The organism is Sphaerisporangium sp. NPDC005289 (assembly GCF_040607455.1).
Lineage (GTDB): Bacteria > Actinomycetota > Actinomycetes > Streptosporangiales > Streptosporangiaceae > Sphaerisporangium > Sphaerisporangium rhizosphaerae.
Window position 1 is genome coordinate 1 of sequence record NZ_JBEXGS010000010.1, and the last position, 20,699, is coordinate 20,699.

Here is a 20,699-nt window from a genome sequence, read left to right on the forward strand (position 1 = left end):
CGGCTCGTCGGATCGCCCTTGAGCATGGCGTCGAGGATGGCGTCGCTGATCTGGTCGGCGATCTTGTCCGGGTGACCCTCGGTGACCGACTCGGAAGTGAACAGGCGGCGGGACAACTCAGTGGCTCCTCATGCAGCGGCTGCTGACGTCGTTGGCTTGGGCGTGAGACGGCCGAAGCGCTCCGCCGAGTGTAGCCCTACCTGAAGCGGCGCCGCTCTACCGTCCTGGCATGTGGGCGTGGCCGACGCCGTTCACAGGTCGGGCAGCGGATCCTTCGGGAGGTCTCCCGGGGAGAACGCCTCGGCGTCCGCCGCCGCGACGACCGCGACGTATTCATCGTCGACCTCGAAAACCGTACCACCCAACTCGATCGTGGGACCGGCAGCGAATCGCACGGGGCCGAGGCGCGTCTGGCGCGGGTAGGTCGCCCACACCGCGGCGGGCTCGTACCTGCTGAACACCTTGGTGGCCAGCACGGTGATCGAACGGCCCGTCACCACGACCATGTAGTTGGCCACGCCGCCCGAGCGCACCAAAGTGACGGGGAAGACATAGTGAATGTCCTCGCCCGGCGGCAGCAGAGCGCGACAGCGTCCCCTGATGGCGGCGGTCACCGGCATGTCAAGACCTCCCGGTCCGGCATCCATCTGGAGTATCCGCCGGGAATCGCCCGCCATCAAGCGCCTTCGTCCCGGTTTGCGGTCAAGGTCAGAGATCTGTGGCTCCGAAGCGCCCGCATCGCCGCCGCGGCGAAGCCCGCGATCAGCTCAGTCGGGGGACGACCAGGTCCCAGACGACGTCCGCCAGGACCTCCTTGGGAGCGCGAGGCACCTCGACGGGCTCGCCATCGGCCACCAGGACGACCGCCGCGTTGTCGGGGGTGCCGAAGGCCAGCCCCTCCCCCACCTGGTTGACGACCAGCAGGTCGCAGCCCTTGCGGGCGAGCTTGGCGCGGCCGTTGGCCAGCACGTCGTCGGTCTCCGCGGCGAAGCCGGCGATCACCTCGGGAGCGGGCTCGCCGCCCTGCCTGCGCCGCTCGCACAGCTCGGCCAGGATGTCGGGGTTCTCGGTCAGCCGGATCGGCTCGGGCCCCGCGGAGGTCTTCTTGATCTTGGATCCGCTGCGCTCGGCGGGACGGAAGTCGGCCACGGCCGCCGCCATGACCACCACGTCGGCGCGGGCGGCCGCCTCGAACACCGCCGCGCGCAGTTCCAGAGCGGACTCGACGCGCAGGACGGTGACCCCCGCCGGGTCGGGCAGGGCCACGTTCGCCGCGACCAGCGTCACCTCGGCCCCGCGCGCCACCGCCGTGCGGGCCAGGGCGTACCCCTGCAGGCCGGAGGAGCGGTTGCCGATGTAGCGGACCGGGTCGATGGCCTCGCGGGTGCCGCCGGCGGAGATCACCACGCGGCGGCCGGCGAGGTCGCGCTCGCGCCCCGCCAGAACGAGCCGGCAGGCCTCGAAGATCTGCTCGGGGTCGGGAAGACGGCCGGGCCCGGTGTCGGCGCCGGTCAGCCGGCCCACCGCCGGCTCGATGACCAGCGAGCCGCGCTCACGCAGCGTCGTGACATTGGCCCGGGTGGCGGGGTGCTCCCACATCTCGGTGTGCATGGCGGGGGCGAAGACCACCGGACATCGCGCGGTGAGCAGCGTGTTGGTGAGCAGGTCGCCGGCCAGGCCATGGGCCGCCCTGGCCAGGATGTCGGCGGTCGCCGGGGCGACCACCACCAGATCGGCGCCCTGGCCGATGCGGACGTGCGGCACCTCGTGGACCGACTCCCACACCTCACTGGTGACGGGGTTGCCGGACAGGGCCGCCCACGTGGGCTCGCCGACGAAGCGCAGCGCGTCGCGCGTGGGGACGACCCGGACGTCGTGCCCCGACTCGGTGAACAGCCGCAGCAGCTCGCACGCCTTGTACGCGGCGATGCCCGCGCCGACGCCGAGAACGACTCTCGGCCTGGCGCGGTCGTGGCTGGCCATCGTGGTCTCCGGGGCGGAGTGCTGTCGGGCTCGGGGTCGCCTCGGGAAGGTCTCAGCCCTCGATGGGCTCGGAGCTCAGCAGCCCCTCGGAGATCTCGCGCAGCGCGATGGACAGCGGCTTCTCCTGGGCGTGGGTCTCCACCAGGGGGCCGACGTACTCCAGCAGGCCCTCGCCGAGCTGGGAGTAGTAGGCGTTGATCTGGCGCGCCCGCTTCGCGCCCATGATGACCAGGCTGTACTTGCTGTCGACGACCTCAAGCAGCTGGTCGATCGGCGGGTTGGTGATGCCTTCGGCAACCGGGGCAGTGCCTGCCACGTCGTCGGCCTCTCAGTCGGAATTGGACTCGTATTCGAGTCTGCGGTCTTGGCCTCGGAGGATACCAGGCGGGAACGGCGGGGCCGACTCGCTCAGGCCGGGCCGATCGTCACTTCAGCAAGGCTACCAGCCGGCCGCACACATCCTTGACCGCCGTGTTGACCAGCGACAGGTCGAACTCCTTCTCGGCGGCCAGCTCGACGCGGCCCGCCGCCAGGCGGCGCTCGATGACGTCCTCGGGCTCGGTGCCGCGGCCGCGCAGGCGGCTCTCCAGCTCTTCCCAGCTCGGCGGGGCCAGGAAGACCAGCAGCGCCTCCGGCATCGACTCGCGCACCTGCCGCGCGCCCTGGAGGTCGATCTCCAGCAGCGTCGGCACGCCCTCGGCGAGCTTGCGCTCGACGGGCGCGCGGGGCGTCCCGTACCGGTTGCCGGCGAACTCCGCCCATTCGAGCAGCTCGCCGCCGGCCACCATGCGGTCGAACTCGGCGCCGTCGACGAAGTAGTACTCGACGCCGTGGGTCTCACCGGGCCGGGGAGACCTGGTGGTCACCGAGACCGACAGCCACACCTCGGGGTGGGACCGCCGAAGCTCGGCGACGACCGTGGACTTGCCGACGCCCGACGGGCCGGACAGGACCGTGAGGCGCTTGCCCGTCGGTCCGGAGGAGACCATCGTCGCCTCCGGACTCCCGGATGGAGGCATGGAGTCACCGTCACGTGTCCCGTACCCCCCGAAAACGGGAGCCTTGTGGGCTCCGCCCTCTTCGGGCCAGGACGTACCGGTCACTACCACACCCCCGTAAATCATGTTCCGCGAACCGAGATCAGCTCTCGGCACCGCCGAACTCACGCTCCAGAGCGGCGCGCTGGTTGGCGCCGAGGCCCCGTACACGACGGGACTCGGCGATACCGAGCCGCTCCATGAGCTGCTTGGCGCGGACCTTGCCCACGCCGGGGAGCGACTCCAAAAGTGCCGACACCTTCATCTTGCCGATGACGTCGTCGGTCTGACCATCCTTCAGCACCTCAGCCAGAGAAACCGCGCCGTGCTTCAGCCGGTTCTTGACCTCGGCACGCTCCTTGCGGGCCTTGGCAGCCTTCTCCAGGGCTGCGGCGCGCTGCTCGGGGGTCAGGGGAGGAAGAGCCACGCCGGGTCACCTCGAATTTCTGTCGATGTACTCGGACGGGAGGGGAAACTAGCTGGTCTTGGGCTCGCAAGCAACGTCAAGACCAGTTTCTCCCCACAAGAAATTCATTTCATCACCCAGCGTGTTCGCATCATTGCTGTGCGTCGACAAAACCGGCCTGTACTGGCCCCTCGCGGGCTAGTCCTCCCACGCGGCGGGAAACCCCGCGGGCTAGTCCATTCGGCACCACAAAGATCATCCTTTCCGCCATCCCCCGCACCCCTCCCCCGCACCCCGAACCCACCGAGCGACGCCAGAAGATCGGCCGCAAAGACTCGCTCGGGGCGCGGCGGTGTCCTGAGGAGGAGAAAGCGAGTGCGAGGAACGAGCGCTCGTGAACGACGACGAAGGACGCCGCCTCAAAGGCACTCCGAGCCCGCCGAGCGGAGCGAGGCCAAGCAAACACAGCCCGCCGCCTCAAAGGCGCCCCGAGCCTGCCGAGCGAGCACAGCTCAACCTGAGAGGACGCGCCGGAGGGCCGCGGCGATGCCGGCGGCGGCGGCGCCGGGGTCGGGCGAGCCGGTGATGGGCCGTCCGATCACCAGCAGGTCGGCCCCGTCGGCGATGGCCTGCTCGGGGGTGGCTACCCTCGCCTGGTCCTGGGTGTCGGAACCGGCGGGCCGCACGCCCGGGGTGATGAGCGTGATGCCGGGTCCGACCTCCGCGCGGACGGCGGCCACCTCGCGCGGGGAGCACACGAGGGCCTGGGCGCCCGCTCCGACGGCCTCTACGGCCAGACGGCGCACGGCGTCGCTCGCCGGGCCCCTGACCCCCAGGCGCACCAGATCGGCCTCTGACAGCGATGTCAGGGCCGTCACGGCGGCGATGACGGTGTTGGGGAGGGCGTCGACGGCGGCGCGGATCATGGTGCCGCCTCCGGCCGCGTGGACGGTGAGGATGTGCGGCTTGAGGCGCGTGACGGCCTTGGCCGCTCCGGCGACGGTGTTCGGGATGTCGTGGAGCTTCAGGTCCAGGAAGATCTGGACGCCGGAGGCGCCGCGCACGGAGGCGATCACGTCGGGTCCGTAGCGCAGGTAGAGTTCGAGGCCGACCTTCACGGTGCTCACGTGCGGCGTCACCAGGGCCGCCCAGCGGGCCGCCGTCTCCAGATCAGGTGCGTCCAGGGCGACGGCGATGGGTGCGGACGTCAAAGTGAGCTCTCCTCCAGGTCGATACGGTGCCGGGGCCCTGCCCCGGGCGGTCGGTGCGCGAGGCCGACGGCGTCGGCGAGGCGCTCGAAGCCGCGCTCCTTGAGCAGGTCTTCCAGCTCCCGCAGAATCCGCAGGCAAGCGTAGGGGTCGTGGAACAGTGCGGTGCCCACCGAGACGACGCAGGCGCCGGCCAGGATGAGCTCCAGGGCGTCCCTGCCGGTCATGACGCCGCCCATGCCGACGATGGGCACGCCGGGCAGTGCGGCGTGCACCTGCCACAGGCAGCGCACGGCCAGCGGCCGGATGGCAGGCCCCGAGAGCCCTCCGGTGCCGGCGGCGAGCGAGGGGCGCATGGTGTCGACGTCGATGCTCATGCCGAGCGGGGTGTTGATCATGGCGAGGGCGTCGGCGCCGCCGTCCACGCAGGCGCGGGCGACGGCGACGATGTCGGCCACGTCCGGGGCGAGCTTGGCCACGACGGGGACGTCGTAGCGCATGGTGGCGCGCACCGAGGCGAGCACCTCGGCGGAGGCGGCGGGGTCGCGGGCGAAGACCCGGCCGAGGTCCTCGACGTTGGGGCACGACAGGTTGACCTCGACGGCGGCCACGCCGGGCGCGTCGGCGAGCCTGCGCGCGAGCGCGGTGTACTCGGCGATGCTGCCGCCGGCGATGGACACCACGGCCCTGGCCCCGCGCTCGACCAGCCGGGGAAGCTCGCGTTCGAGGAAGACCTCCACGCCGGGCCCCTGGAGCCCCACGGCGTTCAGCATGCCGGAGGGCGTCTCCGCCATGCGGGGGGTGGGCCGCCCGGCCCTGGGCGCCATGGTGATCGAGCGGGTGACCACCGCGCCGAGGCGGGCGAGGTCGAAGAACTGGGAGAGCTCGGCGCCGGAGGCGGCGCACCCGGCGGCCGTGGTGATCGGGTTGGCCAGTTCGACGTGCGCCAGGTACGTCCGCATGTCAACTGACATTTCGGGTGTTGGCACCTCCCTCCTGGGCTCGTCCCCCGGGGGCTCCGAGGGCGTCGAACGGGATCGTGCCGATGTCCTCGAACCGCACGCGCTCGCCGCGGAAGACCGGGCCCTCGACGCACGACCGCACCATGCGGGTCACCCCGTCCTCCCCGATGACCGGGATCACGCACGTCATGCAGACGCCGTACCCGCAGGCCATCGCCTCCTCCACGCTGACCTGCACGGGAATGTCGAACTCGACCGCGACGGCGGTCACCCCGCGCAGCATGGCCATCGGCCCGCTGGCGTACACCACGTCGGCCCGCGCGTCGGCGATCACCGAGGGCAGCGCGTCGGTGACCCTGCCGCGCAGCCCCAGGGAGCCGTCTTCGGTGGTGAGCGTCGTGGTCTCCCCCATGCGCCGGGCACGCAGCGCGCCGAACACCCGGTCGGCCGAGGCGGCGCCGAGCACGAAGTCGACCCGGCAGCCGCGCTGCTGCAGGGTGTCGGCCAGCGCGAACAGCGATGCCGAGCCGTACTCTCCGCCGACCAGAACGCACGCGCACGGGTCGCGCGGCACGGGGAAGGGCCGGCCGAGCGGCCCGACCAGGTCCAGGGTGTCCCTGGCCTTGCGCTCGGCCAGCCACGCGGTGCCCCGCCCGCGCACGGCGAACACCAGCTCGACGGTGCCGCCGTAGTCGGGCTTGACGTCGTGCACGGAGAAGGCCCGGCGCGTCGGCATGGAGGTGTGCGGGCCGCCGACGGCCACGGAGACGAAGTGCCCGGGACGGAAGCGCTCGGCGATGCCCGGCGCGACGACGGTCAGGGCGTGGTAGGCGTCCACGCGGCGCGTCGTCAGCACCGTGCCGGTCACCTGCACCGGAGTAACGGCCGTCTCCTCCACCTCCCGCCGGGCGTCAGCCCCTCAGCCGCTGGGCGTGCTCCTGGAGCGACCGTACGCCCACCGACCCGGCGGCGATCGCCTGGATGCCCTGGACGGCCGCGCCGAGCCCCTGCACAGTGGTGACGCACGGGATGCCCCGCAGGACGGCCGCCGTGCGGATGTCGTAGCCGTCCAGGCGCGGCCCCGACTGCCCGGGGCTGCCGAAGGGGGTGTTCACGATGAGGTCCACCTCGCCGTCCAGGATGCGGGTCACGATGGTGGGCTCACCGTCCGTGCCGATGCCGTCGCTCTGCTTTCGCACGATCTTGGCATGGACGCCGTTGCGGCGCAGCACCTCGGCGGTGCCCTCTGTGGCCAGGATCTCGAACCCCAGGTCGGCCAGGGCCTTCACCGGGAAGATCATCGCCCGCTTGTCGCGGTTGGCGACCGAGACGAACGCCCGCCCCTTGGTCGGCAGCGACCCGTAGGAGGCCGACTGCGACTTGGCGTAGGCGGTGCCGAACACCTCGTCGATGCCCATGACCTCGCCCGTGGAGCGCATCTCGGGCCCGAGGATGATGTCGACGCCGTGGAAGCGGTTGAAGGGCAGCACGGCCTCCTTGACCGCGATGGGGGCGTCCAGCGGGAGCGTCCCGCCGTCGCCTTCGGCGGGCAGCATGCCCTGGCCGCGCAGCGCGGCGATGGTCTCGCCCATCATCACCCGCGCGGCGGCCTTGGCCAGCGGCACGGCGGTCGCCTTGGACACGAACGGCACCGTGCGGCTCGCCCGCGGGTTGGCCTCAAGGACGTACAGGATGTTGGCCGACATGGCGTACTGGACGTTCAGCAGCCCGCGCACGCCGACGCCGCGCGCGATGGCCTCGGTGGCGGCGCGGATGCGCTTGATGTCGAACCCGCCCAGGGTGATCGGCGGCAGCGCGCACGCCGAGTCGCCGGAGTGGATGCCGGCCTCCTCGATGTGCTCCATGACGCCGCCCAGGTAGAGCTCCTCGCCGTCGAACAGGGCGTCCACGTCGATCTCGATGGCCTCGTCGAGGAACTTGTCGACCAGCACCGGGTGGTCGCTGGCGGCGCCGGCCCGCTCCATGTACGCGCTCAGGGTGGCCTCGTCGTAGACGATGGCCATGCCCGCGCCGCCCAGGACGTAGGACGGGCGCACCAGGACGGGGTAGCCGATCTCGCCGGCGATGGCCCGCGCCTCCTCGACGGTGACCGCGGTGCCGTGCTTGGGCGCGGGCAGGCCCGCCTCGGCCAGCACCCGCCCGAACGCCCCGCGCTCCTCGGCCAGGTGGATGGACTCGGGGCTGGTGCCGACGACCGGCACCCCGGCGTCCTTGAGAGCCTGCGCCAGCCCGAGCGGGGTCTGCCCGCCGAGCTGGACGATCACCCCGGCGACCGGGCCGGCCTGCTGCTCGGCGTGCACGACCTCAAGGACGTCCTCCAGCGTGAGCGGCTCGAAGTACAGCCGGTCGGAGGTGTCGTAGTCGGTCGAGACGGTCTCGGGGTTGCAGTTGACCATCACGGTCTCGTACCCCGCCTTCGACAGCTCGAACGAGGCGTGGACGCAGGCGTAGTCGAACTCGATGCCCTGGCCGATGCGGTTGGGGCCGCTGCCCAGGATGATGACCTTGGGCCGGTCGCCGCCGGGGACCTCGTTCTCCTCGTCGTAGGTCGAGTAGAGGTAGGGGGTCTTGGCGGCGAACTCGGCGGCGCAGGTGTCGACGGTGTTGTACACCGGCCGCACGCCGAGGCCGTGGCGCAGCGCGCGCACCTCGGGCTCGGCCATGCCGCGGATCTCGGCGATCTGCGCGTCGCTGAAGCCGTGCCGCTTGGCGCGGGTGAGGGCGGCGGCGGTCGGCTCGCCGCGGCCGAGCTCGCGGGCCTCCTCGTCGATGAGATAGAGCTGGTCAAGGAACCACGGGTCGACGCTGGTGGCCTCGTACAGCTCCGCAAGGGTCGCCCCGGCCCTGATCGCCTGCTGCATGGTGCGCAGCCGCCCGTCGTGCGGCTTGCGGCAGGCGGCGAGCAGTTCGTCCTTGTCTCCGGGGTCGCCCATCCAGGAGAAGGACGAATTCTTCTTCTCCAGCGACCTGAGGGCCTTCTGGAGCGCCTCGGGGAAGGACCGGCCGATGGCCATGGCCTCGCCGACCGACTTCATGTGGGTGGTGAGGGTCTGGTCGGCCCCGGCGAACTTCTCGAAGGCGAAGCGCGGCACCTTGACCACGACGTAGTCCAGGGAGGGCTCGAAGGAGGCCGGCGTCTCGCGGGTGATGTCGTTCGGAATCTGGTCCAGGGTGTAGCCGACGGCGAGCTTGGCGGCGATCTTGGCGATCGGGAAGCCGGTCGCCTTGGAGGCCAGGGCGCTGGACCGCGACACGCGCGGGTTCATCTCGATGACGATCATGCGCCCGGTGCGCGGGTCCACGGCGAACTGGATGTTGCAGCCGCCGGTGTCGACGCCGACCTCGCGGATCACCGCGATGGCGACGTCGCGCATGTTCTGGTACTCGCGGTCGGTGAGGGTCATGGCCGGGGCCACCGTGACGCTGTCGCCGGTGTGCACGCCCATCGGGTCGATGTTCTCGATGGAGCACACGATGACGACGTTGTCGGCCCGGTCGCGCATGACCTCCAGCTCGTACTCCTTCCAGCCGAGGATGGACTCCTCGAGGAGCACCTCGGTGGTCGGCGAGGCGTCCAGGCCGGCGCCGGCGATGCGGCGCAGGTCGGCCTCGTCGTAGGCGAACCCCGAGCCGGCGCCGCCCATGGTGAAGCTCGGCCGCACCACGACGGGGTAGCCGAGCCCGGCCGCGGCGTCCAGGCACTCCTGCAGGGTGTGGCAGATCGCCGAGCGCGCCGACTCGGCGTTCAGGCCGTGCTCGGCGGCGACCCTGGCGACGATCTGCTTGAACAGCTCGCGGTTCTCCCCGGCCTGGATGGCGTCGATGTCGGCGCCGATGAGCTCGACGTCGTAGCGTTCGAGCACCCCGGCCTCGTGCAGCGCGACGGCCGTGTTGAGCGCGGTCTGCCCGCCCAGGGTGGGCAGCAGCGCGTCGGGGCGCTCCTTGGCGATGATCTGCTCGACGATCTCGGGGGTGATCGGCTCGACGTAGGTGGCGTCGGCGAACTCGGGGTCGGTCATGATCGTCGCGGGGTTGCTGTTGACGAGGATCACCCGGTAGCCCTCGGCCCGCAGCACCCGGCACGCCTGGGTGCCCGAGTAGTCGAACTCGCAGGCCTGCCCGATCACGATGGGGCCGGAGCCGATCACCATGATCGACGAGATGTCGGTGCGCTTAGACACGCGTGCCACCCTCCTTGGTGCCCGGGCGCGCCATCAGGGCGCAGAACTCGTCGAACAGGCCGGCGGCGTCGTGCGGGCCCGCCGCGGCCTCGGGGTGGTACTGGACGCTGAAGGCCGGGTAGTCGAGCAGGCGCAGCCCTTCCACACAGCCGTCGTTGAGGTTCACATGGCTGACCTCGGCGCGGCCGTAGGGGGTCTCGAACGGCCCGTCGAGGGGCGCCTGGACGGCGAAGCCGTGGTTGTGCGCCGAGATGTCCACCTTGCCGGTGCGGCGGTCCTGGACGGGCTGGTTGACGCCCCGATGCCCGTACCGCAGCTTGTAGGTGCCAAGGCCCAGGGCGCGGCCGAGGATCTGGTTGCCGAAGCAGATACCGAACACCGGCCGGCCGGCCTCCATGACGCCGGTGAGCGCCTCGACGGCGTAGCCGGCCGTCTCGGGGTCGCCCGGCCCGTTGGACAGGAAGACGCCGTCGGGGTCCAGGGCGAGGATGTCGGCGGCCGTGGCGCTCGCCGGGAGCACGTGGACCTCGCACCCGCGCTCGGCCATGCGGTGGGGCGTCATCGCCTTGATGCCGAGGTCGACCGCGGCCACCGTGAACCGCTTGGCGCCGTGGGCGGGCACGACGTACGGCTCGGCGGTGGAGACCTCCTTGGCCAGGTCGGCGCCCACCATCGAGGGGCTGCCCTTGACCCGCTCGACCAGCTCCTCCACGGGCGCCGAGGGCGCGGTGAACACCCCGGCGCGCATGGCGCCGCGCTCGCGCAGGTGGCGGGTGAGCGCGCGCGTGCCCGGCATGGCGATGCCGACGACGCCCTGCCGGCGCAGCTCTTCGTCCAGCGAGCGCTTGGAGCGCCAGTTGGAGGCGACGCGCGCCGGCTCGCGCACGACGTACCCGGCGACCCAGACGCGGGAGGACTCCGGGTCCTCGTCGTTGACGCCGGTGTTGCCGATGTGCGGGGCGGTCATCGCCACGATCTGCCGGTGGTAGGAGGGGTCGGTGAGGGTCTCCTGGTAGCCGGTCATGCCGGTGGAGAACACCATCTCGCCGAATGTCTCCCCCTCGGCGCCGTACGGCGTGCCGTGGAAGACCCGGCCGTCCTCCAGCACGAGGACGGCCGTGCCGGTGGTCGCGAGCGTCACGTGAGCTTCCCTTCGAGAACGGTGGGGCGGCCGCGCAGGAACGTGGCGACCACCCGCCCCGGCAGGGTCATGCCCTGGTAGGGGGTGTTGCGGCTCTTGGAGGCGAACCCGCCCGGGTCCACGGCCCAGCGGACCGACGGGTCGAACAGGGTGAGGTTGGCGGGCGTGCCGGGCCTCAGCGGGCCGCCCTGGCCGTCCAGCCGCCCGATGCGGGCGGGCCGCGCGGACATGCGGTCGGCGACGCCCGCCCAGTCGAGCAGGCCGGTCTCGACCATGGCCTCCTGGACCACCGACAGGGCGGTCTCCAGGCCGATCATGCCCATGGCCGCGGCCGGCCACTCGGTCTCCTTGTCCTCGACCGGGTGGGGGGCGTGGTCGGTGGCCACGCAGTCGATGGTGCCGTCGGCGAGCGCCTCGCGCAGCGCCTCCACGTCGGCCCTGGTGCGCAGCGGCGGGTTGACCTTGTAGATCGGGTTGTAGGCGCCGTTGGGCGAGTCCTCGGCGCAGGCGTCGGTGAGCAGCAGGTGGTGCGGGGTGACCTCGGCGGTGACGTCCCAGCCCTTGGACTTCGCCCAGCGGATGATCTCCACAGACCCGGCCGTCGAGACGTGGCAGATGTGCAGCCGGGAGCCGACGTGCGCGGCCAGCAGGCAGTCGCGGGCGATGATGGCCTCCTCGGCGACCGCCGGCCAGCCGGTCAGGCCGAGGCGCCCCGAGATCGCGCCCTCGTTCATCTGCGCGGCCTCGGTGAGGCGCGGCTCCTGGGCGTGCTGGGCCACCACCCCGTCGAATGCCTTGACGTACTCGAGGGCCCGGCGCATCAGGACGGCGTCGGAGACGCACACCCCGTCGTCGGAGAAGACCCGCACCCGGGCCGCGCTGTCGGCCATCGCGCCGAGCTCGGCGAGCTGCTTGCCGGCCAGGCCCGAGGTGACCGCGCCGACCGGCTGGACGTCGCAGTGCCCGGCCTCCTGGCCGAGCCGGTAGACCTGCTCGACCACGCCGGCGGTGTCGGCGACCGGGGAGGTGTTGGCCATCGCGTGGACCGCGGTGTACCCGCCGAGCGCCGCGGCGGCGGTGCCGGACTCGACGGTCTCGGCGTCCTCGCGGCCCGGCTCGCGAAGGTGGGTGTGCAGGTCGACCAGGCCGGGCAGCGCGATCAGCCCGCCGGCGTCGAGATGCCCCGCGCCGGGGGCGTCCACCTCGCCGGGAGCACCGACGGCGGCGATGTAGCCGTCTTTGAGCAGGATGTCCTTCGGCTCGCCTCCGAGGACGCGGGCCCCCTTGAGAAGGTAGGTCACTGGTTTCCCCCGATCGCGGGCTCCGAGCCGGACAGAAGCAGGTACAGGACGGCCATGCGCACGGTCACGCCGTTGGTGACCTGCTCGACGATGGTGGAGCGCGCGGAGTCGGCGACCTCGGCGGCGATCTCCATGCCGCGGTTCATCGGCCCGGGGTGCATGACGATCGCGCCGTCGGGCATGCGGCCGAGGCGCTCGGGGTCCAGGCCGTACCGGCGGCTGTACTCGCGGGCCGAGGGGAAGTAGGAGGCGTTCATCCGCTCGTGCTGGACGCGCAGCATCATGACCGCGTCGGACTTGGGCAGCACCGCGTCGAAGTCGTAGGAGACCTCGCACGGCCACTCGCCCATCGCCACCGGCAGCAGCGTCGGCGGCGCGACCAGCGTCACCTCGGCGCCCAGGGTGTGCAGCAGGTGGACGTTGGAGCGGGCGACCCGGCTGTGCAGCACGTCGCCGACGATGGTGACCCGGCGCCCGACCAGGTCGCCGAGGCGCCTGCGCATCGTGAATGCGTCCAGCAGGGCCTGCGTCGGGTGCTCGTGCGTGCCGTCGCCGGCGTTGACCACGCTGCCGTCGACCCAGTTGGCCAGGCGGTGCGGGGCGCCCGAGGCGCCGTGGCGCACGACCACGGCGTCCGCGCCCATCGCCTGCAGGGTGAGCGCGGTGTCCTTCAGGCTCTCGCCCTTGGACACGCTGGACCCCTTCGCCGAGAAGTTGATCACGTCGGCGGACAGACGCTTGGCGGCGGCCTCGAAGGAGATGCGGGTGCGGGTGGAGTCCTCGAAGAAGAGGTTCACCACCGTGCGGCCGCGCAGGGTCGGCAGCTTCTTGATCGAGCGGCCGGAGATCTGCGCGAGCTGCTCGGCGGTGTCGAGGATCAGCAGGGCGTCGTCGCGCGACAGGTCGGCGGTGGACAGCAGGTGGCGCATCATCGCCGGCCTCCTCTCGGGCAAGGGCGCGAGACGGGGACAGGGGTGGGGCGGCGCCTCATCGCTGGCCCCCTCTCAGCAGGACCGCGTCGCGCTGGTCGATCTCGGCCAGGCACACCCGGACGGTCTCGGCGCGGGAGGTGGGGAGGTTCTTGCCGACGTGGTCGGCGCGGATGGGCAGCTCGCGGTGGCCGCGGTCGACCAGCACCGCGAGGCGCACCGCCGTCGGGCGGCCGAGGTCGTTGAGCGCGTCCAGCGCGGCCCGCACGGTGCGGCCGGAGAACAGCACGTCGTCGACCAGGACCACGATGCGGCCGTCGACGCCCTCCTTGGGCAGGTCGGTGCGGCCGAGGGCGCGCGTGGGGCGCAGGCGCAGGTCGTCGCGGTACATGGTCACGTCGAGCGAGCCCGCCGCGACCGGGCGTCCCTCGACCTGCTCGATGCGGTCGGCGAGCCGGCGCGCCAGGAGGGTGCCCCTGGTCGGGATGCCGAGCAGCAGGAGATCGTCGGGGCCTTTGGCGCGCTCGAGGATCTCGTGGGCGATGCGGGTGAGGGCCCGGTTGATGTCGGGGGCCTCCAGGACGGCGCGCTCGCCGTCGACCGGACGGCCACCGCCGGGCGCCGGATCGCCGTCGACGCGGGGATCGTCGTCGCGCGCCTGATTTCGGGCGGCGTTCATGAGGGTCACCACCTTTCCCGCCTCACAGGACGGGTCTTAAAGGACTTGGCGTGCCCCACGTTAGCAGCCCCCCGCCGGACGCTCGGAACGGGTGGCCACCTTCACGAGCTGGGCGGATACCCTCGAGGCCGGACGGCGCGGCCTTCCCGCCGCCCGGCCGGCCGGGCCGGCGATCCCTGCGTCCGGCCGACCGGACGCATGCCCCGGGTGGGCGGATGCGGCGGGGGTGGCGCTTGGGGCCGAGCGGAGGAGGGCCGAACCGGACAGGATTCGGCATCTTTTTTCCAATCAGCTTGACCAATCACGTCCACACCTTTACCGTCACTGTGCGTAACCACACCTCGCGACGTTCTCGGGTAAACCACGACGTGTCGGTCACCGATGGTGCCTCCCCGGGTGCCACCCGATCGCCGTTGCATTCGTCGCAAGGCGCACAATAAGTGAGAACGTTCATAGAAAGCCGGGGGGCCAAACGATGCCGTCTGACTACGCCAAGTCGCTGGGCGCGAGGCTGCGCGCCATCCGCACCCAGCAGGGGCTATCACTGCATGGAGTCGAAGAGAAGTCTCGAGGCAGGTGGAAGGCCGTCGTCGTGGGCTCCTACGAGCGGGGTGACCGCGCCGTCACGGTGCAGAAGCTCGCCGAATTGGCCGACTTCTACGGCGTCCCGGTCTCCGAGTTGCTCCCGGGCGGTTCCGCGCCGAGCCCGCTCGGCCCCACGCCGAAGCTTGTGATCGATCTTGAGCGGCTGGCGCAGTTGCCCAAGGAGAAGGCCGGGGCGCTCGCCCGCTACGCGGCCACCATCCAGAGCCAGCGCGGCGACTACAACGGCAAGGTGCTGTCCATCCGCCAGGAGGACCTGCGCTCCCTCGCGGTCATCTACGACAAGTCCCCCACCGAGCTCACCGAGGAGCTCATCACGTGGGGCGTGCTGGACGCCGAGGCACGCCGCGCGGTCGAGTCCTTCTGACCCTGCGGCCGAGGCCGCCACGCGGCGGCACCTCGCGGCCGCCGTGCGCCGAAGAGCCCGCGAGAGAGCATTCCGCTCCTCGCGGGCTCTTCGCGTCTCCACGGACCCTTCACCCTGCACAGGGGTCCTTCACTCGGCACGGACCCTTCGCGCTGCAAAGGCCCTTCGCGCTGGACGGGCCCTTGGCCCTGGACGGCCCCTTCGCCCTGCGGGCCCTTCGCGCCGGCGGGCCGTCGGGGACGCCGTCCTGACGGGGCGCGATGTGGGGTCTCCCACATTCGCCGCCGCTTAATTGTCATCCCGCATGCCAAATTGTTAGCGTCGTGGCGTGCGACTGACGAAGTTCACCGATCTCGCCCTGCGGGTCACCATGCGCCTGGCGGTGGTGGAGCCGGGGGCCACCCTCACCACCGCGCAGGTGGCCGAGGCGATGTCGATCCCTTACACCCACACCGCCAAGGCCATCTCGCGCCTGCGGCATCTCGGGGTCGTGGACGCGCGGCGAGGTCGCGGCGGCGGCCTGGAACTGACCGCGTTCGGGCGGTCCGCGTCGCTGGGATGGCTGGTCCGCGAGCTGGAGGGCGAAGAGGAGGTCGTGGCGTGCGAGGGTGACTTCCCTTGCCCGCTACGGGCCGCCTGCCGGCTGCGCGGCGCCCTCCGCGACGCGCAGCGCGCGTTCTACGCCTCTCTCGACGCGCTGACCATAGGCGACCTGGTGACCTCGCCGACCGGGCCGGTCCTGCTGTCGCTCACCTGAAGCCGGCCGCCCGCACGGCGGCCGTCACGGCCGCGGTTAAATACGAAGATTATATACCAATTAACTCTCCAGGAGGATTCGTGCTCTCCCTTGAATCGGCCGCGCACGTCCGTGCCACCCTGCCCGCGATCGGCGCCGCCATCGGCGACATCGCGGCGCGCTTCTACGACACGATGTTCGCCGACAACCCCGAGCTGCTGCGCGACCTTTTCAACCGGGGCAACCAGGCGAACGGCGAGCAGCGCGCCGCCCTGGCCGGGGCGCTGGCCGGCTACGCCGCCTCGCTGGTCGGCTCCGGCGCCGCCCCGGACGCCATGCTCGCCCGCATCGCCAACAAGCACGCGTCACTGGGCGTCACCGCCGACCAGTACGTCCTGGTGCACAAGTACCTCTTCGCCGCCATCGGCGACATCCTCGGCGAGGCGATCACGCCCGAGGTCGCGGCGGCCTGGGACGAGGTGTACTGGCTCATGGCCGGAACCCTCATCGCCCTGGAGGCGGTCCTCTACCGCGAGTCGGGCGAGGGGTGGCTGGAGGCGACGGTGATCGACCGGCGCCGCGAGACCCCGGAGGTCGTGTCCTTCACGCTGCGGCCGAAGGTCGCCAGGTCGTTCCGGCCGGGGCAGTACATCAGCGTCGCCGTCCCCCTTTCCGACGGGGCCCGGCAGATCCGGCAGTACAGCCTCTCGCGCGCGCCGGAGCGGGGCGACTGGCGCATCACCGTCAAGCGGGCGCGCGGCGACGGCGCCCCGGACGGCGAGGTCTCCGCCCTGCTCCACTCCGGCGTGCGCGCCGGAGACGTCCTGTCGGTCTCGGCGCCGTTCGGCGACCTCACCCTGCCGCACGGCGACGGCCCGCTGCTGCTGGCCTCGGCCGGAATCGGGATCACGCCCATGCTCTCCATGCTCGACCACCTCGCGGCCACAGGGTCGCACCGCCGGGTCCTGGTGGCGCACGCCGACCGCACCCCGGCCCACCATGCCCACCGCGCGGAGCTGCTGGACCTGGTCGCCGCCCTGCCCGGCGCCACTCTGCACCGCTGGTACGAGCAGGAGTGCGGCTGTGCCCGGGACGACCGCGCCGGCCATGCCGGTTATGCCGACCAGGCCGACCAGCCGGCCACCGCCCCCACAGGACGCACGACCGCCCAGGGCACCGCCGCGCGTGCGGGAGGCGCCGCCGGGTCCGCGGCGGCGCCGGCGATGATCGGCCGGGTGGATCTCACCGGCGTCGACCTGCCGGAGGGCGTGGTCGCCTGCCTGTGCGGGCCGATGCCGTTCATGCGGGAAGCGCGCTCGCAGTTGCTCGCGCGCGGAGTGCCGGCCTCCGACATCCACTACGAGGTCTTCGGGCCCGATCTGTGGCTGCCCCGCCCCTGAGTCAGGCGCGCAGCGAGCGGCGCACGGACGCCGGGGACGACTCCCCGCACCACGCGGCCAGGGCGGCGCGCAGCCCCACCGCCCGGGCGCCGGGGTGCACCTTGTCGGCGGCCCACGCGATGTACCCGTCCGGCCGCACCAGCATCGCCGGACGCCTCCGCTCCTCGGGGGCGACGCGGTCCACCCGCCCGCCGGGCCGGACGGCCACGGACGCCGGGTCGTCCGGCGAGACGACCAGGACGAACCGCCCTCCCCGCAACGCCTCGTACAGCCTCCCGGGCTCACCTGCCAGCGGGATGTCCGGCGCCCGCCGCCCGGCCGGCCGCGGGACGCCCTCCGGGGGCGGGTAGGCGACGGCCAGGCCGGAGATGGCCATGGCCAGCCGGTCGTTGACCGGCCGCACGCCGCGAAGGACGGCCGGCAGGACCGCCCGGATCGCCCGGGTACGGAGGTTGGAGCCCAGTGCCAGGCTCAGCAGGGCGCCGCTGAACCGCAGGACCGCCCGCCCGACCGGGCGGCGCTCGGCGTCGTAGCCGTCGAGCAGCGTGGGCGAGGCCCATCCCTGCACCTCGGCCGCGAGCCGCCACGCCAGGTTCGCCGCGTCCTGAAGGCCGGTGTTCATGCCCTGCCCGCCCGCCGGGGAGTGCACGTGCGCGGCGTCGCCCGCCAGCAGCACCCGGCCCACGCGGTAGCTCGGCACCTGCCGCTCGTCGCTGTGGAAGCGCGACAGCCAGCGCGCGTCGCCCATGCCGAAATCGCGGCCCGTGGCGCGGCGGACGACCTCCGCCACCTCCGCAAGCGTCACCGGCGCGTCGCCCGGAGGCCGCCGCCGGTCCCAGGCGATGACCCGGTACCACCCGTCCCCGTAGGAGGCGATGAAGGAGAAGCCCTCCTCGGTGGCGTGCAGCGCCAGCGGCCACGGCGGCGGCTCGGCCAGGCGGACGTCCGCCAGCATCACCGACCGGACGGCCGACCGTCCGGGGAAGGGCAGGCCGACCGCCTGCCGGACCGTGCTGCGCACACCGTCGGCGCCGACGGCGAAGCGGGCCCGCCACGTGCGCGCGGCGCCGTCGGCGCGCGTGTCGACCAGCACGCCTTGATCGTCCTGGCGCACCCCGACGACCTCGGCCCCCCGTACTATCTCGGCGCCGAGGCCGACGGCGCGGTCCTCCAGCACGTTCTCGGTGTTGTACTGCGGGGTGGACAACGCGAACGGGAACCGCGAGGGCAGGCGGGACAGATCGAGACCAGGATCGCCGAACAGCCGCATTGTGCGGATCACCACGCCGCCGGCGATGAGCTCGTCGGCGACGCCGCGGGCGTCGAGCTGTTCGAGGGAGCGGGCGTGCAGGACGAACGCCCGGGAGAGGTTCGAGCCGTGGGCCCCGCGTTCGAGGACCGTGCAGCCGACGCCTCTCGCGCACAGGTCACCGGCCAGCAGCAGCCCGGTCGGCCCCGCGCCCACGACCACGACATCAGTGTCGAAAGGGCACCATCAGCGCCTCCAGGCGAATACGTGGGGGGCGTTCGTGGCTCACCGCCCGGCCGGACGGCCACACGGGGGACCACTTTCGACTGTACCCACCCCGCACAGGCGCCCACCCACGCCCGTACCCGCCAGGAGCCGCCCGGCTCTCACCGGATCCGGGACGCGGCCGTCCGGCGGCGTGGGGCACCCGGTCTCTCGCCGGGCACGGGGGCGGTCAGCCTGCCAAGGGGGCCTTCACGGGGAGGGCGGACTGGCCGGGGAGGCCCAGGATGTCTTCGACGACGCCGACGAAGGTGTCGGCCTCGGTGATCAGTTCGTCGGCGTCGCGCGCCGACACCACGCGGACCATGCCGGCCTCGGCGGCCGCCCGCTTGCGGGCGCTCTCGGCGAAGTACGCCGCCCAGCGGGCGAGCCTGGGCTCGGCCTCGGGCAGCAGCTCCCACGCGCTGCGCAGCCGGCGCCTGCGGCCGTCCATCGGCCGGGGCAGCGCCGCGAGGATCGCGGCCGCCGCGCGCAGCGCCGCGAGATGGGCCGAGACGTAACGCTCGGCGGGGGTGCGGGCCGCCGCGGCGTCCGCAAGGCAGGAATGCGCGTCGGTGAGGTGCGCGCGCACCGTCTGTGAAACCCGGGGACCTTCTCCGGACTCTCGAGTCATGCCACCCTCCTCGGGGTCATGGCTCCGGCGGTGACCGCCGGTGATAACACGGTCGCAGACACCACCGACAATTCCGGTGGTCCGCTGGTCATGGTCACGGACGCTCGCTTCCTCGCTCCCTCGCCGTGGCACGCCGGACGTGCCGCGGGTGCCGCGCTTCCTGTGCCAGCCCTCCGCTCGTGATCGCCCGACGTTCCGGTGCTCGGACGGCCCCCCACCGGCCTGGTGTGCCGGCGGCCGTCCGCCCGGCCGCGGCGCCTCCCCTGGGTGCCGCCGCCGATGTGGTGATGTCGGCGCCCCATGGACGTGGCGCCCGCTCGGGCCGGACGAGGAGCTTCCCCTCTCCCCGTCCGGCCGTTTCGGTTCGCGTGGAGGGGCCGCCGCGGACGGCACCTCCAGCCGGATGGTGGGGGTGGGCCGCGAGTCCCACCCCCACTGTGTCGAACATAAATTCGATGACGCGCTATGTCAAGCATCTCACGAACACAAGTTCGATCATGTGGTCAACCAGCGGTTCGAACACAAGGCCGGAGCCGGACCGCGCTCCGGCCGTGCCCCCGGTCCGGCGGCCCCCACAACGCGGGCCCTGTGGTGATCGCGGAAACGGCCCCTCCTTCAGCCGGAACCCGAGTCCGACATGGTCGCGGCCCGGTCGAGGCGGTCGCGGACCTCGCGCAGCACCGGGACCAGCTCCGGCGGATCCAGCACCTCGAATTCGAACCCCTTCACCGCCACGTGCACCGCCAGCTCGCGCAGCGAGTTCGATCCCGCCGTGAACAGGCAGGTGCGCGCGTCCACGGCCTCCAGCCGTCCAGCGCCGGGCGACGTGCGCGGCGCCACCGCCTCCAGCGGGGCGTGGAAGAGGACGCGGGCCTGGTAGGTGTACGGCGCCGCGGTGATGGCGTGCCGGACGTAGGCGGCCGCGTCCTCCTCGGGCGGCGTGCGCGGCATGAATCGCGCCCCCGGCGGCCCGAGCGGCTCCTCGATCCGGTCGACCCGGAAGGTACGCCAGTCCCCCTTGGCCACGTCCCACGCGACCAGGTACCACCGGCGCGGGGTGTGCACCAGCCGGTGCGGCTCGACCTCGCGCGCGGTGACGCCCTCGCGCCCCCGGTAGCGCAGCCGCACCCCGCGCCGGTCGCGGCACGCGGCGGCGATCGCGGTCAGCAGGTCGGCGCCGACCTCCGGACCGGCCGCCCCGGGCAGCGCCACGGTCGCCGCGCGGAACGCCTCCACCCGGTGCCGCAGCCGGGAGGGGAGGAGCTGCTGGAGCTTGACCAGCGCCCGCACCGCGGCCTCCTCCAGGCCGGCGACGCTGCCCGTCGCGGCCGTACGCAGGCTGATCGCCACCGCCACGGCCTCCTCGTCGTCGAGCAGCAGCGGCGGCAACGCGGCCCCCACGCCGAGCCGGTACCCGCCGGCCACCCCCGGGGTGGCGTCCACCGGATAGCCCAGCTCACGCAGCCGTTCGACGTCCCGCCGCACGGTACGCAGGCCGACCTCCAGCCGGCCCGCGAGTTCGGCGCCGGTCCAGTCCGTACGTGCCTGCAGGAGCGACAGCAGGCGCAGCAGCCGCGCGGAGGTTTCCAACATGGGCACCA

At 72.6% G+C, this 20,699-nt stretch carries 20 protein-coding genes; 3 read left to right on the forward strand and 17 right to left on the reverse strand.

Annotation, left to right across the window (positions count from 1 at the left end; genetic code table 11):
- From ABZT47_RS18765 to pyrR, 14 genes are all read right to left on the reverse strand, one after another.
- Positions 1 to 116, reverse strand: a 116-nt coding sequence (locus tag ABZT47_RS18765) for an S-adenosylmethionine synthetase N-terminal domain-containing protein (protein WP_354836556.1), incomplete at its 3' end; no start/stop codon positions are given.
- 135 nt (positions 117 to 251) lie between these two features.
- Entirely contained in the window at positions 252 to 620 is a 369-nt protein-coding gene (locus ABZT47_RS18770; protein ID WP_354843190.1) for a hypothetical protein, read from the reverse strand.
- Between the two features lie 142 nt (positions 621 to 762).
- Positions 763 to 1,983, reverse strand: coding sequence for a bifunctional phosphopantothenoylcysteine decarboxylase/phosphopantothenate--cysteine ligase CoaBC (gene coaBC, locus ABZT47_RS18775; protein WP_354843193.1), 1,221 nt, complete (start codon positions 1,981 to 1,983; stop codon positions 763 to 765).
- Positions 1,984 to 2,035: 52 nt separating this feature from the next.
- Entirely contained in the window at positions 2,036 to 2,299 is a 264-nt protein-coding gene (rpoZ, locus tag ABZT47_RS18780; protein ID WP_189166350.1) for a DNA-directed RNA polymerase subunit omega, read from the reverse strand.
- A 109-nt stretch (positions 2,300 to 2,408) separates the two neighbouring features.
- A complete protein-coding gene (gene gmk, locus ABZT47_RS18785) occupies positions 2,409 to 2,972 on the reverse strand; it encodes a guanylate kinase (protein ID WP_354843860.1) in 564 nt (187 codons plus the stop codon).
- A gap of 151 nt (positions 2,973 to 3,123) precedes the next feature.
- Complete coding sequence (gene mihF / locus ABZT47_RS18790; RefSeq protein ID WP_114031276.1) at positions 3,124 to 3,447, reverse strand: integration host factor, actinobacterial type; 324 nt, start codon at positions 3,445 to 3,447, stop codon at positions 3,124 to 3,126.
- Between the two features lie 491 nt (positions 3,448 to 3,938).
- Positions 3,939 to 4,637, reverse strand: a complete 699-nt coding sequence (gene pyrF, locus ABZT47_RS18795) for an orotidine-5'-phosphate decarboxylase (protein ID WP_354843198.1) — start codon at positions 4,635 to 4,637, stop codon at positions 3,939 to 3,941.
- Positions 4,634 to 5,608, reverse strand: a complete 975-nt coding sequence (locus tag ABZT47_RS18800) for a dihydroorotate dehydrogenase (RefSeq protein ID WP_354843201.1) — start codon at positions 5,606 to 5,608, stop codon at positions 4,634 to 4,636. The genes pyrF and ABZT47_RS18800 overlap by 4 nt, the downstream gene beginning before the upstream one ends.
- Entirely contained in the window at positions 5,598 to 6,470 is an 873-nt protein-coding gene (locus ABZT47_RS18805; protein WP_354843863.1) for a dihydroorotate dehydrogenase electron transfer subunit, read from the reverse strand. The genes ABZT47_RS18800 and ABZT47_RS18805 overlap by 11 nt, the downstream gene beginning before the upstream one ends.
- A gap of 37 nt (positions 6,471 to 6,507) precedes the next feature.
- The gene (carB, locus tag ABZT47_RS18810; RefSeq protein WP_354843204.1) at positions 6,508 to 9,798 is read right to left on the reverse strand and encodes a carbamoyl-phosphate synthase large subunit; all 3,291 of its coding nucleotides are present in this window, start codon (positions 9,796 to 9,798) and stop codon (positions 6,508 to 6,510) included.
- A complete protein-coding gene (gene carA / locus ABZT47_RS18815; RefSeq protein WP_354843207.1) occupies positions 9,791 to 10,939 on the reverse strand; it encodes a glutamine-hydrolyzing carbamoyl-phosphate synthase small subunit in 1,149 nt (382 codons plus the stop codon). Before carA ends, carB begins: the two co-directional genes overlap by 8 nt.
- On the reverse strand, positions 10,936 to 12,240 hold the full coding sequence (locus ABZT47_RS18820) for a dihydroorotase (RefSeq protein ID WP_354843210.1): 1,305 nt from the start codon (positions 12,238 to 12,240) through the stop codon (positions 10,936 to 10,938). Before ABZT47_RS18820 ends, carA begins: the two co-directional genes overlap by 4 nt.
- Entirely contained in the window at positions 12,237 to 13,169 is a 933-nt protein-coding gene (locus ABZT47_RS18825; RefSeq protein ID WP_354843866.1) for an aspartate carbamoyltransferase catalytic subunit, read from the reverse strand. Before ABZT47_RS18825 ends, ABZT47_RS18820 begins: the two co-directional genes overlap by 4 nt.
- Positions 13,170 to 13,227: 58 nt before the next feature.
- On the reverse strand, positions 13,228 to 13,848 hold the full coding sequence (pyrR, locus tag ABZT47_RS18830; RefSeq protein ID WP_354843212.1) for a bifunctional pyr operon transcriptional regulator/uracil phosphoribosyltransferase PyrR: 621 nt from the start codon (positions 13,846 to 13,848) through the stop codon (positions 13,228 to 13,230).
- A 475-nt stretch (positions 13,849 to 14,323) separates the two neighbouring features.
- On the opposite strand from pyrR, the gene ABZT47_RS18835 reads away from it, so the two are divergent.
- The 3 genes from ABZT47_RS18835 to ABZT47_RS18845 all read left to right on the forward strand — a co-directional run bounded on the left by ABZT47_RS18835 (position 14,324) and on the right by ABZT47_RS18845 (position 16,954).
- Complete coding sequence (locus tag ABZT47_RS18835) at positions 14,324 to 14,818, forward strand: transcriptional regulator (RefSeq protein WP_279783368.1); 495 nt, start codon at positions 14,324 to 14,326, stop codon at positions 14,816 to 14,818.
- A 328-nt stretch (positions 14,819 to 15,146) separates the two neighbouring features.
- Positions 15,147 to 15,575 carry an Rrf2 family transcriptional regulator gene (locus ABZT47_RS18840; RefSeq protein WP_354843216.1) on the forward strand — a complete coding sequence of 143 codons (429 nt, stop codon included), beginning with the start codon at positions 15,147 to 15,149 and terminating at the stop codon, positions 15,573 to 15,575.
- A gap of 80 nt (positions 15,576 to 15,655) precedes the next feature.
- On the forward strand, positions 15,656 to 16,954 hold the full coding sequence (locus ABZT47_RS18845) for a globin domain-containing protein (protein ID WP_354843219.1): 1,299 nt from the start codon (positions 15,656 to 15,658) through the stop codon (positions 16,952 to 16,954).
- 1 nt (position 16,955) lies between these two features.
- Here the strand turns inward: ABZT47_RS18845 and ABZT47_RS18850 are convergent, their stop codons facing one another.
- The 3 genes from ABZT47_RS18850 to ABZT47_RS18860 all read right to left on the reverse strand — a co-directional run bounded on the left by ABZT47_RS18850 (position 16,956) and on the right by ABZT47_RS18860 (position 20,691).
- Positions 16,956 to 18,425 (reverse strand): FAD-dependent monooxygenase, encoded by a 1,470-nt coding sequence (locus ABZT47_RS18850; RefSeq protein WP_354843222.1) that lies wholly within the window; start codon positions 18,423 to 18,425, stop codon positions 16,956 to 16,958.
- Positions 18,426 to 18,657: 232 nt separating this feature from the next.
- Entirely contained in the window at positions 18,658 to 19,098 is a 441-nt protein-coding gene (locus ABZT47_RS18855) for an SAV_6107 family HEPN domain-containing protein (protein WP_354843225.1), read from the reverse strand.
- Between the two features lie 615 nt (positions 19,099 to 19,713).
- Positions 19,714 to 20,691: a YafY family protein gene (locus ABZT47_RS18860; RefSeq protein WP_354843228.1), complete on the reverse strand. Its 978-nt coding sequence runs from the start codon at positions 20,689 to 20,691 to the stop codon at positions 19,714 to 19,716.
- Between the last annotated feature and the right edge of the window lie 8 nt (positions 20,692 to 20,699).